Source organism: Steroidobacter gossypii, from assembly GCF_016801985.1.
Lineage (GTDB): Bacteria > Pseudomonadota > Gammaproteobacteria > Steroidobacterales > Steroidobacteraceae > Steroidobacter > Steroidobacter gossypii.
This window is the reverse complement of sequence record NZ_JAEVLS010000003.1, coordinates 1-13265: the sequence shown is the minus strand read 5'-3', so window position 1 is coordinate 13265 and position 13265 is coordinate 1. Positions and strand designations below refer to the sequence as shown.

The following is a 13265-nucleotide window of genomic DNA, read 5'->3' as shown; positions in this document are numbered from 1 at the left end:
TGCAATACATCGCCAATGAACAATACGGGGCGTTCACCAGATATTCGGGTACGACTTTTCTACGCGCTTCTCCAAGTTCTCTGGGGGTGCCGCGCTGACGACGATCTCCTCGGTGCCACGCTGCACGTCGATGTCGGGTTGACGCTCCAGAAAACGCAGGAACGCTTCGGCATCGTAAGCGCTGAAGATGCCGCTGATCTGCAGGCTGCGTAGCTCCGCACCTTCGACCCGGATGCGCCGTTCGGCATAGCGATTGAATTCCTCGATGGCGGAGCCCAGCGAGTCGTGATCGAACACGACCTGACGCTGCAGCCACGCGACCGTTTTTCGCACCTTGCCGTCTCGCTGCGATACCTCGGCGGAATGGCCGCTGATCATGGCCTGCTGATCGGCGTCGAGGTGTGCGATCGGTTGACGCGAGCTGTTGCCTGCATCGGCATCCATCGCATGGCGTGCTTGCTCGAATACATCAGGCAAACGCCACACCGCCACCCGTCCTTCGAGTACGGAGATGAGTGTTCGGTCGGCGCGCCGATAAACATCGAACTCCGTGCCGACGGCTCTGGCGACCGCATCGCCCGCATAGACCGAGAACGGTCGCTGGGCGTCCTTCGCAACCTGGAACAGGGCCTGGCCACGCACCAGGTCCACGCGCCGCTGCTTGTCATCGTAGCGCACGCGAATCTCCGAACTGGAGTTCAGGTGGACCGTCGATCCATCCGGCATGCGCCAGGATCGTTGCTCGGCGTGCGCAGTTTGATAGTGATTGCGCTCATGAAACCACCACCCTCCCGCAAGCAGCACAATGACCGAGGCCACGGTGGCTGCAACAGCTACCCATACAGGTGTCCTTATCCGCCGCGGCGGTGATCGGTCCGCTGCATGACTACCCACCGCTGCAAACATGGGCTGCACGTTATCGACGTCGACTTCGGCACGTGCGCGTGCGATGAGTACGTCAGCATCAGTGGTGTTCTGTGCAGCGACATGCTGTACATCCTGCATGAAGCCGATCAGCGCCACATACTCCTGCGCGTGCGCGGGTGACTCGCAAAGCCAATCTACGAATTGCTGGCGTTGCGCAGCCGTCAGTTGACCTTCGCGGTGAAGCACGAACCACGTCTGGGCTTGTGTCGCGATCCAAGCACGCACTGGATCCTGGCGAGGGCTCATCGCGCACCACCCTTAGAGCGGCGCAGGCGATCGCGACACTGCGCCAGCCCTTGCACCACATACTTCTTGACTGCATGAGTCGTGACGCCGAGCCGCGACGCGATCTCTTCGTATGACAGGCCGTCGCGATACTGCAGGATCAATACTGCCTGGCACTTCGCAGGCAACTCGTCGATCAACTCGGCGGCCTGCGCCAGCCTGGCTTGCAGATCGACCTGCTCCTCGGGAGTGCGAAAGTCGACGAGCGCCGGATCGCCGGGCGGATCGACGGCGTCGACAGTGTGCCTCCAGCGGCGATCGAGCACTGCCTGTTCGCGCACAAGGTTGACCGCAACCGTGTACAGATAGGCTTCGGGATTGCGAATGAGCTCGGCACGATCCGCTCGGAGCAAGCGCAAATAAAGCTCCTGCGTGAGATCGGAGGCATCCGCCGCGCGCCGCACTCTGCGTCGGATGAACGCAGTCACGCCCGGCCCATGTTCACCAAGGATGCGGTTCCAGTAGCTCCGTCTGTCCGACATGCGTCCTCGCCGCGGGCCCGTCCTGTCACGCCCGTCCCTATATAAGAGTGTGTCCCGGCCAACTCGGGTACGGCAAATTCAAGAGCGCCGACGTTTCCAATATCGCCTGCAGCGCGGATTGCGCTTCTAGGGGATGATGGTCGGCATCGTGTCGAGAACGATCAAGGACGGCTCAGGGAGGACGCTTTCCTGCGCGACTTCCGTCGACTTGCGGGCAGCGAAGGCCAAGGCCCTGCACGCAGCTTCGCCAGCGCTAAAGGCCGTGACGCATAGAGTCAGTCATGCAAGAATTGCGGCCTTCATTTGACCTCGCCCTGTTCGCCTGGCTCGTACGAGTCATTTGTGCCGCAGCTGGGCGTACCAGAGCACGCAGCGGAGCTCTTCTCATCCATGACATTCGCCGAGCTGCAGCTAGCACCCGAACTGATCGCCGCGCTGGACAAGCAGCAGATCGACCGCCCCACCCCCATTCAAAGCGCAGCGCTGCCGGTGTTGTCGGCCGGACGCGATGCGTACCTGCACGCCGAAACTGGCACCGGCAAGACGCTCGCCTATCTGCTGCCGATTTTCGGTAGCCTCGATACCAAGCAGCTCGCCACTCAATCGGTGATCGTCGCGCCGACGCATGAGCTGGCCATTCAGATCCATCGTCAATGCGGCGAGCTGGCGCAGAACGCCGGCTGGCCGGTGCGTTCGCTACTGCTGATCGGCGGCACCTCGACCGAGCGGCAGATCGAGAAATTGAAAAAGAAACCGCATTTGGTGGTCGGTTCACCGGGACGCATCGCCGAGTTGCTCGCCAGGGGCAAGCTCAAGGGCCAGCATGTTCGCAGCATCGTCATCAATGAGGCGGATCGGCTGCTGAGCGAAGAAAGCCTGCTTGCCGTTCGCGCCATCATCCAGGCCGCGCCGCGCACGCGGCAGCTGATATTTGCATCAGCGACGCTCGAGCAGCAGAGCACGGCGATCGCCAGGGAGTGGGCGCCGGAGTTGTTGATGCTTCAGGCGGGCGCGGCCGCGGTGAACGAAGATATCGAGCATCTCTACTTGGTGTGTGAGGAGCGTGATAAACCGGACGAGCTGCGCAAACTATTGCACGCGCTCGCACCGGAGCGCGCCATCGTTTTCGTCCACCGCAACGACGTAGCCGAGAAGATCGCGCTCAAACTGGCCCACCATAAAATCCATGCCGCCGACCTGAACGCAGCGCTCGACAAGGAGGATCGCAAGCGCGCGATGGATGGTTTTCGCAAGGCGGAGATTCAGGTGTTGATCGCCTCCGACATCGCGGCACGCGGACTGGACATCAAAGGCGTCACGCACATTTTCAACTTCGACGTGCCCACCTCGAGCCAGGCGTATCTGCACCGAGTGGGACGCACTGGCCGTGCTGGCGCGAAGGGGATCGCGGTCTCGCTGATGACCGAGATCGAGGCGAGGTTGGTTCGCCGCTACGAGGAAGAGCTGAGCATTGAATTGCAGTGGGTACGCATGCGCGAAGGCAAGATGCAGCGTCGCGAACGTACAGCGACTGACGGGCGCTAGCGCTATGGAGAACCCTGGCTCGAACCGCCACGCTCTCGCTGCTTGTCTTTCTTGCTCTTGCGTTTGCCCTTGATCCCGCCGGTTGCTGCGCCAGGCGAAGATGCGATGGGCGCCGCTGCTTCCATCGGCTCGAATCCCTGGACGATCTCGCGCACCAGAGTCATTCGGTGCCGCTTTTCGATCAATCTGAAATGCGGCTCCGTGCTCGCGCTCACGAAGCTCACCGCAACACCCGATTGGCCGGCACGGCCGGTGCGGCCGATGCGGTGAACATAGTCGTCCGTGGAACGTGGCAAGTCGTAGTTCACAACCGCTGGCAAGTGCGTGATGTCAATACCGCGAGCAGCGAGGTCGGTTGCGACGAGAACCTGCAATCGTTGCGCTTTGAAATCCGCCAGCGCCTGAGCTCGCGTGCCCTGACTGAGCTCGCCATGAAGCGCCGCGGCTTTAATTCCAGCCCGGCGCAACTTCTCAGCTACGTGCTCGGTCGAGTACTTGGTGGCCACGAAGACAAGCACGCGAGCCCAGCCATGTTCTCGAATCAAGCGAAGTAATAACTGAGTGCGGCGAGGTGGGTCTACCTGGATCACGCGCTGAGTAATATCCGGCACCGACTCGGCCGTGGACGCAACATCGACTCGCAGCGGGTCGTGCAGCAGCTTCTCTGCAAGCTCGTTGACTGCAGGCGGGAACGTCGCGGAGAACAGCAGATTCTGACGGCGCTCCGGCAGCAAGCTCAACACCTGCGCAAGCTCGACCGTGAACCCCAGGTCCAGCAACCGATCGGCCTCGTCGAGCACCAACGTCGTCACGGATTGCAGGCTCAACGCGTTGTGCTCCACCAGATCCAGCAGCCGACCCGGTGTCGCAACGACCATGTCGGCACCGCCTCGCAACGCCATCATCTGCGGATTGATGGATACGCCGCCGAACACCACCGCCACTTTGACCGCATCGGGCAGATAACGCGCGTAGCTTTCGATCGATGCACCGATCTGCGCGGCCAGCTCGCGCGTGGGCACGAGAATCAGCGAACGAATTCGCCTCGGCGTTTCGCGCTGGGTTGCCAGATGCCGATGCAGCAATGGCAGAGCAAACGCAGCCGTCTTGCCCGAGCCAGTGTGAGCGCACGCCCAGACGTCCCGGCCGTTGAGCACGCCCGGGATCACCGCACTCTGAATGGCAGTTGGAGCAGTGTAATTTCTCTCCTCCACGGCGCGAACGAGCTGCGGAGATAGCGGGAGTGAAGCAAAAGTCATGTGCGCGCCCATCGCCCGCTTCCGCGAGCGGCTCGATCACTGTCAGTTTGCAGTTCGATCATGCCCCAATGATCGCACGTTGGCGGCACGCCTGTACTACGTTGGGCCAGTTCGCACCAGAGTTGCTGGAAGCAAGATTCGCCCCATGAGATGTAGGCGCTGTTCGGGCACGGCGAGCTGAAGCCCAGAGCGAGTCGATGGGTATTCATTTAAGGATGAAACACCGGCCGATCTCGATCAGGTCGTGGCCACGCATAATCTTCCACCACGATGGACTTGAGCCACTCGCGGATCGATGGGTCCAGCTCGTACATGCGCTCCAGCGACACTCGCTGCTGGTTGAACAGATACCTCACTAGCAGGCCCTTGCGAAGCAGGTAGTAGACCCGGCAGTCATCGACGAGGATGGATCCCGTGCCGTAGCCGCATGCGGCCACCCACCGCGGCCCACCAGAAACATCGCCACCGGCAACTTGTGCGCCGGTAGCTACGGGTAAGCCCTCTTCTCGCACGCCGCAGATTGTTAGTCCGGACGGCGAGTTCGTGCATTCAGGTCGCCCGCGCCATCGGTCGAAGGAGGCCGCGTTGACTTCCTGCATGTGTGGGCGCCCGTCGGACCGGAACAGGCTGATCGCCTGCAAAGGCGCTGCCACATGATCCTGGCTTTGCGCCACTAAGAACGAGAGATGAAGTGCCTGTGCCCGCGCAGGGTGCTCTTTGCAACCCTCGGGTGCCTCGGGCATCGGGGGAATCGGCAGCTTATCGGCGCCCGAGTAGACCGGAGAGCGCATGGTCGGAGCGCTGAAGTTGGGAACGCGAACGACCTCCTCGCCCAAGGCGACGTACAACATTCCATCGCCACCTCCGGGACAGCTTGCAGGATCCAGATGGATCTGGCCGAGCTCCGCATCCCGTTGCGTCTGACGTGCGATACGGTCGGAAAGATCTTCTGGCTCATCTCGGGTACATGCGCCCAGCGTCGCTACGAGCAGCAGCAGAGGAACTGCCGCAGTTCGATGCCGCAGCTTCTCGCTCATGAACCCGCCACGCCTGCGCGCTGGAGAGCTCAGCGCGCGTTGTCCGGAATGTATTCGACCAGCACGCCGTTGGTGCCCGCGATGAGCAGCGTCCAACCTTCAGCAGTGATGGTCATGACGACCCGTCGCGAAGGATCGCCGGCGCTGGCAAGGGGAGACCACGCTCGTATCGGCGTGACGGACGTGCCGGTGAGATCGTAGCTCGACAGCTGTCCGGTCGTATCGTACGCATAGATGCGGGGCAGACTCGGCGAGAACACCGCGGCGATCGTGTTCGCGGGCAGCTGGCCCAGCAGCTGGAAGTCGCGGTCGTACACGTGCGTATTGTTCAGGAGAATACGGCTGCCCGTTCGATCGAGCTGAATGGCGGCAGCCCGCATGACTCGATCGATCCGGCGCATCGTGCTCGTCGCCGAATCGTATTCATACATCTCGGCAGCCGCCGCCGAGCTGGCGATGAGCACACGCGAGCCGTCGCCAGCCGCGCCCGCCACGCCGTTGTCGAACCAACCGTCTTCCGATCCTGTGCCGAGAACGACCTGTTCGAGTGACGGCGAGTTCCAATGCCCTGCCGCGTCCGTGATCGGTGATAGGCTCGAGTAGCGGTAGACGGGGCGCCGCCCGCCACTGATTGCCGCGGACACCAGCACTGCGCGGCCGTCGTTGGCCGTGGCGATGGAATTGATGAAGTTGTCCGTCCAGCCGCTGTGTAGGGTCGCGTAGCGGCCGCCTGCCAGCTTCAAATTCGACAACGCCATCCCCGAGTTGGTGCCAGCGGTGCCCGACCAGGTGACGCCGGCTTCGCTCAGCAACAGGGATTCGCCGTCGAGGGCGAACGTCATCGCCTTGAGCTCGTTGAAACTCGTATAGCCATTCGCTCGCGCCCACGAGCCGGCCCCGATCGGTTGATACGTGTAACGGGCCACGAAATCCGGCGTGCCCTCTGGCTGATCTACTGCGACGAAAATGCGCTGACCGACCGCGTCGTAAGCAATCGCGATAGGTTGCGCATTCGTAGCTGCGTCCGATGGTAACGGCAGGTGAGTCGAGGCATACGGCGCGGGCGCTACCACTTTGAAGTTTGCATCCGAAAGGGCCGACGCTGCGTTACCGGTCAGCGTGATCGCGTGACTTCCAGTGCCGAGCGAGCCTGGCGTGGTGGCACGGATCTCGGTGGTGCTGACGATGTTGAAGGAAGTCGCATCGACGCCGCCAAACTGCACGCCGGTGATGTCGGCCGCATTGAAATTGGCGCCGCGGACAATGACCTCCCGCTCTTCGAACAGCACACCCAGGTACGGCGCCACGGTGTGGACCTGGGTTCGGTCGATGTTGACATTGACCGCGATGTACTTGGTCTGGGTCGCGCCGACCAGTCTCAGCGTGGGGTGGTAAAGCCCATTCTTCAGCAGGCCTCCTGAGTCGTCGATCAACACGTCGACAGGCGTTGGATCCGCCGTGCTGCCGCTGGCACGGGACAGCGTCAACCAGGACTGAGCCGTATCGAGGAACCAGGTCTGCTCCGGATAACCGGTCACGATGAACGAGCGCGTGCGCTCGACCGGGGTGGCACCGTTACGCACGGTGAATTCCAGCGGCGACACCGACACTTTCAAGCCACGCCGCTGATATGTGACGTTGACGGTCTTCGGGCTGCCTTGGAGCTCCTGAATACACGCGGATTGCGCGCATGCCCGGATCGTGACGGTCGCCGAATGCAGACCGGGGTCCAGCTGGTACGGCGAGATCGGCCTCACCTCCACCGATCCGTCCACAGTCAGATAGGCGTCGACGACGCGACCATCGACGAACACCTGATAATAAACATCGTTCCGCTCCCTGCCCGTCACGTTCAGCCCGATCGTCTGACTGGGCAGCGGCCCCCATTCGTCGTCCTCCATGGACACGAAGTTCAGCGACTCGCTCGAAACGCTGAATGAACCTGCGGATTGACCAGGGGTGTTCGGATCGCCCGATGGCGGTGGCGTGTTCGGGTTCCCTGAGGAAGGTGGCGGCGTTACTCCACCTCCGCCTCCTCCGCCTGCTCCGCTTCCCCCGCCGCCTCCCCCACAAGCACTCAACAGAACGTAAAGAACGCCGACAGCCAGAGACGACCAGCGCGCATGACCCCGCATTTTCAAGGCTCCCGCTCAGCTATTCCGTTATGCCTTCGCCGCGAACCTGCCGCCACCGGCGAGTCCATTTGTATGTCGTTTCGGCGAGAGCGGACTTTATAGCACGCGGCGTGCGGGAGCGAGGGTTGCTCGGGCAAGAACGCCTATGTCATCTGGTATCGCGGCTGAATTCCGGTCTCCGGTTTCGCAAGCCAGACTCCCTCAACAGTTTGACCAGCCCAGCCGGCTCGTTGGTGCAGCCAGCATCATGTGGAGTTGCACGTCGAGCGGCATTCTTCGGCATTGTCCACACGTTCTCTCTAGAAACTGGCGCACGCGCATCGCCGCAGTAGTGTCCAAGGTTCGATCCCGTTGCGTTTTGCTCCTAATTGCTTGGTTATAGGTTCGGGCCTTATACGACCCACCACCCCTCTCGTTTGAAATCCGTGAATTGGCTTTTCGGCCGCGAGTAGGAAGATTTCGCCTCCACGAAGTCCCCAATGAATCTCCTCGGCTTCGCCGGGCGGACGGGCTCAACCATCGCCACTTCTTGGTCGTAGAGATCGACCATCACTTTAATATGTGATGGACCGTGCAATGGCAGCGAAGGAAGCGAGCCGGATGCCGTGTCCCCGCCAGCAAGCATGAGAATTTGCGTCAGTTCCTCGAGCCCCGGTGATGGCCTCGCGGTGACGGGGCGAAGGGCTGCGGCGATCACGCTGCTTGCTTGAGCCATTTGCACCCGCTCGCCACGAGTGGGGTCGCTAATCGGCACGCGCGCTTGGCCTCTGCCTCGCCTTGTTCAGCATTGAGGGATGATGCTGGAGAATCCACTTATCTAACTCTGACCCCGCGCCACAAAGCCTGACCCTCTTGAAGCGGGCCCAGATTGCTGCCCGAGAACCCTGAACACTCGGATAGTCCGACACTGGCATTGCTCGGACGGAATCTCGCGCATGAAGGATCTCACACGCGACCGCATCACCCGCCTGATTCTAGTAATGGCCGCACCAGCGGCAGTAGGCATGCTCGCCCAGATCGCATATCAACTCATCGACTTATATTTCGTCACGCAGATCGGCGTAGCAGCCACCGCGGCGGTAGGCGCCGCCAACAACGTTATGTTCCTCGTATTGGCGCTGACGCAAGCACTTGGTGTTGGCACGCTTGCCTTGATATCACAGGCCCTAGGGCGAAAGGATCTGCAGGCCGCAAGCAAGATTTTCAATCAGTCGCTCCTGCTGTCGCTGATATTCGGAGCACTCACCGCCGCACTGCTGTACGTGCTCATTACTCCGTATTTACAGTCCATCACGGAAGACACAGCGACAATCGAGGCTGGGCAAAGCTTCATCCTCTGGTTGTCGCCCGGTATTGCCCTGATGTTCCCGATGACCGTGTTCAGCTCGACGCTTCGCGGCGCCGGCGAAGTTAGCGCGGCAGTGCTGATCTACACCTGCAGCGTAGTCGCAAACGCTGCGCTGGCGCCGGTACTCATTGCCGGTCGAATCACAGGCCTGGCTCTGGGCGTCGCGGGCGCCGGCCTGGCCAGCACAATCTCCGTTGCCCTCGGCGTTCTGGTCTTTGCCGTATTCGCTCACCATTGGAAAAAGGGCCCAGCCATCAGCTTGAATCTAACCCCATGTATCGGTGAATGGCTGCGAATACTGCGAATCGGCGTACCGGCTGGCACTGAGCTTGTGCTCACGTTCTTATCGACCACCATCATCTACTATGCCATCCGCGATTTTGGAATCAGCGCTCAGGCGGGCTTCGGGATCGCCGCTCGCGTACTTCAGGTCATCTTACTGCCTGCCATGGCCATAGCCTTCGCCGCAGGGCCGATCGTAGGACAAAACTTCGGGGCCAGAAACGGCGCGCGAGTCAGGGAAGCATTTCGAACAGCGGCGATCATCGGTTCTGCATTGATGGTTGCCGCGACTCTTCTTGTGCATTGGCAACCTGAAGCGATGCTCATATGGTTCGATGCGGACGCTGACGCAATCGCCGTTGCAACGCAGTTCCTACGATTGATGTCAGCCACATTCATAGTACAAGCCTTGGTCTACACCTGCGCCGTGACATTCCAAGGATTGGGGAATACCAAACCCGCACTGGCAAGCTCTGCTGCCCGGCTGGTTGCACTAGCGGGTCCGGCTATCTGGCTATCGGAGCAGCCGCGCTCAGAAATCGAGCACGTGTGGTATGTGGTTATTGCTGCAACCCTGCTTCAAGGGGTGGTCAGTTGCTCGCTATTGAGGATGGAGTTACGCAAGCGACTGAGCTTTGCTGACTCGACCTCTGGCCCGAGCCCTGAATTGGAACCATCATCGACGACCTCCACGGGTTGCGAGTCATTGCAGCGGAAAACCTCTGATCGGCCGATCTTCATCACGGAGCAGCCCACCAAGAAGGAGCATGAAGGTGCGCACGAACTGTCTCATCGACGCCTCGGAGAACCTGTGCCTGGGAAATAGCAGACTTCCGGAGATGTCACTCGGACCTTCGTAGAGAAGCAGAGCGGGGTCTCTTTCGTCTTTTGGACCGTCGAGCGCCGGCGCAGGAAACTCAATGGGCGAGCAGATCAGCGGGCTCGTTGCATTGAAGGTGCTCGCGCTCTGCGGCACCCAGTTGAACGTTGGCGCGCTGGCACTTTCGAGCCGAGGTAGTTGCGCGTCGATGTATGAGAAATCCGCATGCTCATGCGCCGCACAATACTCACGCGTAACGCGGCTCAGCAACTCAGAGAAACTGGTGGAATCGGTAACGCAGACTCGGAGGTACAGTACTGTGGCGAAATAGCCAATGGCGTGTTGCACCTTGGAGTTGAACCTACCGTCCGTCTGATACCGAACGACCGTTTGCTCTGCTCGACACCAGCATAATAATGTAGCGACATAAACCACAAGCACTGCCATGACCACGGTCGTTCCCTTGGACCGGGACCACTGCAGTAATCGCTCCTTCATATGCAATGGAATCTCTACTGGTGTGGCCCCCCACCCACCGGCACTTGGATCGACAGCATCGGCTTCCGGAAACTCCAAAGTCGGGCATCCATGCAGATGTCGAGTCCACTCCTCTGCTCGTCGCTCGATGCAAGGGCGGTAAATATCCTGGAGCCACGTCGCGTAATCAGCGAACTGCACCGGCAGTGACGGCAACCCCGGCTCCTCTCGGTTCGCGAGGCAGACGTACGCCGCCAGTAGGTCCCGCATGAGAATGCCCACTGACTTAGCGTCTGAAATCAGGTGCTCCATGGCAACTACGAGCACGTGTTCGTCGCGTGCAAGCTTCAGCAGGCCCACGATAAACAGCGGACCTTTTGTTACATCCACCGGCTCGAGCATGAGCTGGTGAACCCGACTCTTTATGAGATGATCCTGATCCGCCCGAGGCGCAGCGCTAAGGTCGATGATCCGTATCTGGCACTCGATCTCACGATCAATGTGCTGAACCGGCATGTCATCAACCACCACCACGCGTGTGCGTAGTGCTTCATGCCTCTGGATCATCCTGCCCAGGCTCTGATGCAACAAGCCCAGATCGAGCTGGCCTTGCAAGCGGGTTGCCGCAGCGAGGTGCCGCACGCTCGGCCGGCGCGCTAGTTGCGCCACGTTCCAGTAGGCCAGCTGCGAGAAGCTGACCGGTGCGCGCTCGAATCGAACGCGCGGGTGGATTTCCGTATCGGCATCGGCGGCTTTGGAAAGGCGCTCGAGTGTAGCGATGATCTGTCCGCTGGCATCCCGCAATCTCTCCACATCGTCCGGCGTAAGCACCCCTTTTGGCGCACGGAAATGCAGCCGGCCGTTCTTGGTCCAGAGGATGACACCCTTGCTCCGAATGTAGTCAAGGGTGCGGATTCCTTCCTTTGCATGGCTCTCATTGAAACTCATGACTTGTCCATAGCAGTCGCGGCTAGCGCACCGGAATCAATGATCTGCGGAAAGATCGTTCCTTGTTCGAACTCCAGGTCATCGCCCTCCGGCGGTTCGTCAGTTACACCACGCAAGGCGTCCACTAGCCGTCCCATCTCTGCAATTGTGGGATACTCGAATGCAGCGATGACGGGAAGTTTCAGACGGAACTGTTGCTCAATCATCATTACCGATTTCATTCCCAGCAGCGAGTGTCCGCCGAGCTGGAAGAAGTTCTCATGCCGACCTGGTCGCTCGACTTTCAGCACATCCTGCCATATGCGGGCAATGAACTCTTCTGTGGGCCCTCGGGGCTGCTCATGACGATCGACATCACAGCTGCTCAACGCTGCCGTCGGCAGAGCTCTACGATTCAGCTTGCCACTCGGGGTCATGGGAAGCGCGTCCATGATGACGAATGCACTGGGCACCATGTGCTCCGGGAGCAGGGACTTTGAATGGGCGCGCATGTCTTCGTCTTTCACACCATCCATGGCATGTTTTGGGACAATGTATGCCACGAGTCGCTTACCTCCTGAAGCGTCTTCTTGTACGATCGCTGCGGCCTGCGCAACCTGCTCGTGTCGCGACAGCTGGATCTCGACTTCTCCTAGCTCGACCCGGAATCCACGAATCTTGACTTGATCGTCATTTCGACCCAGGTATTCAATCGTTCCGTCTTCATTCCATTTTCCCATATCCCCAGTTCTATACATGCGCGCAAACGGGTTCGAGCCGAACGGATCCGCAATGAAACGCGAATGCGTCAATTCCGAACGGCGAAGATAGCCGCGAGCTACATTGGCTCCGGCGATGTACAGCTCGCCAGCAACACCGATTGGGACAGGCTGTAGCTGCTGATTCAGTATATGCAATTGAGTATTGAAGATGGGCCGGCCAATACTCGGCAAGGCCGGCCATTGGCCTGGTGCGCCGCTCAAGGTCAGCGCTGTTACGACGTGCGATTCCGTCGGTCCATAATGATTGTGCAATCGGCAATGCCCTAGATGCTCGAACAGGCGCGCGATCTCCGCAGTGATTCGAAGCTGCTCGCCTGCGGTGATCACATCCGTAAGGCTCTGCGCCGCCATTCCCGTGCTAGTGAAAAGCTCGGCGATGGCCTGAAGCATCAATGGCGGCACGAATAGCTTACGCACCTGCTGTTGACATAGAACCTCCGTAAGTGCCCGTACATTTCGGCGGATCTGCTCATTGACTAGTATCAAGGCGTCGCCTGTACAGAGCGTCGTGAAAATTTCCTGGAAAGCGACATCAAAACTGAGGGCCGCGAACTGCAGGACTTTGCAACGTGGCTCGTCCGCAAAGAAAGCGCGATGCCATTCGATGAGATTCACCATCGAGCTATGCGCCATGGCCGTACCTTTGGGCCGCCCGGTCGAGCCGGAGGTGTAGATCACGTACACCAGGTTCGATGCAGACGATCCGAGCTCCGAGCTCATGGGATTGCGTGCACTGTAATTTGATATGTGTTGCAGAGTCGGGCCGATATCAACCACTTCCGCTGAGGTGGCCGGCAGCATGGCGCGCAACCCCTCCTGCGTCAGCACCACGCGCGGCGCCGCATCCTCCAGCATGTGCTGCAGCCGTTCGGCCGGATAGTTCGGATCCAATGGCACATAGGCGCCACCGGCCTTCAGTATCCCCAGCAATCCGATCACCATCTCCAGGCTGCGCTCGA

Annotated in this window: 9 protein-coding genes and 1 pseudogene; 2 read left to right on the top strand and 8 right to left on the bottom strand. The window is 60.3% G+C overall.

Translation table 11 applies throughout. The features are described 5' to 3' along the window. Positions 1–33 precede the first annotated feature (33 nt). Entirely contained in the window at positions 34–1173 is a 1140-nt protein-coding gene (locus JM946_RS14010; RefSeq protein ID WP_203167928.1) for a FecR family protein, read from the bottom strand. Continuing rightward, a complete protein-coding gene (locus JM946_RS14005; RefSeq protein ID WP_203167927.1) occupies positions 1170–1694 on the bottom strand; it encodes an RNA polymerase sigma factor in 525 nt (174 codons plus the stop codon). The genes JM946_RS14010 and JM946_RS14005 overlap by 4 nt, the downstream gene beginning before the upstream one ends. Positions 1695–2084: 390 nt before the next feature. Here JM946_RS14005 and JM946_RS14000 point away from each other — a divergent pair, with 390 nt between their 5' ends. After that, a complete protein-coding gene (locus JM946_RS14000) occupies positions 2085–3239 on the top strand; it encodes a DEAD/DEAH box helicase (protein WP_203167926.1) in 1155 nt (384 codons plus the stop codon). Between the two features lie 2 nt (positions 3240–3241). Here JM946_RS14000 and JM946_RS13995 read toward each other — a convergent pair whose 3' ends face one another. The 4 genes from JM946_RS13995 to JM946_RS13980 form a co-directional block, all read right to left on the bottom strand. Continuing rightward, positions 3242–4498: a DEAD/DEAH box helicase gene (locus JM946_RS13995; protein WP_230979725.1), complete on the bottom strand. Its 1257-nt coding sequence runs from the start codon at positions 4496–4498 to the stop codon at positions 3242–3244. Between the two features lie 209 nt (positions 4499–4707). After that, positions 4708–5535, bottom strand: coding sequence for a hypothetical protein (locus tag JM946_RS13990; RefSeq protein WP_203167924.1), 828 nt, complete (start codon positions 5533–5535; stop codon positions 4708–4710). Between the two features lie 29 nt (positions 5536–5564). Then, positions 5565–7436, bottom strand: coding sequence for an IPT/TIG domain-containing protein (locus JM946_RS13985; RefSeq protein WP_218042853.1), 1872 nt, complete (start codon positions 7434–7436; stop codon positions 5565–5567). A 625-nt stretch (positions 7437–8061) separates the two neighbouring features. Beyond that, positions 8062–8385, bottom strand: a complete 324-nt coding sequence (locus JM946_RS13980) for a hypothetical protein (RefSeq protein ID WP_203167922.1) — start codon at positions 8383–8385, stop codon at positions 8062–8064. Between the two features lie 220 nt (positions 8386–8605). On the opposite strand from JM946_RS13980, the gene JM946_RS30390 reads away from it, so the two are divergent. Beyond that, the gene (locus JM946_RS30390) at positions 8606–10126 is read left to right on the top strand and encodes an MATE family efflux transporter (protein WP_230979724.1); all 1521 of its coding nucleotides are present in this window, start codon (positions 8606–8608) and stop codon (positions 10124–10126) included. A 189-nt stretch (positions 10127–10315) separates the two neighbouring features. Here the strand turns inward: JM946_RS30390 and JM946_RS13975 are convergent. Next, positions 10316–11545: pseudogene (locus JM946_RS13975) on the bottom strand (condensation domain-containing protein); the annotation flags it as partial. After that, a partial coding sequence (locus tag JM946_RS13970; RefSeq protein ID WP_203167920.1) for an amino acid adenylation domain-containing protein occupies positions 11542–13265 on the bottom strand: 1724 nt, incomplete at its 5' end. The gene JM946_RS13970 and the pseudogene JM946_RS13975, both read right to left, overlap by 4 nt.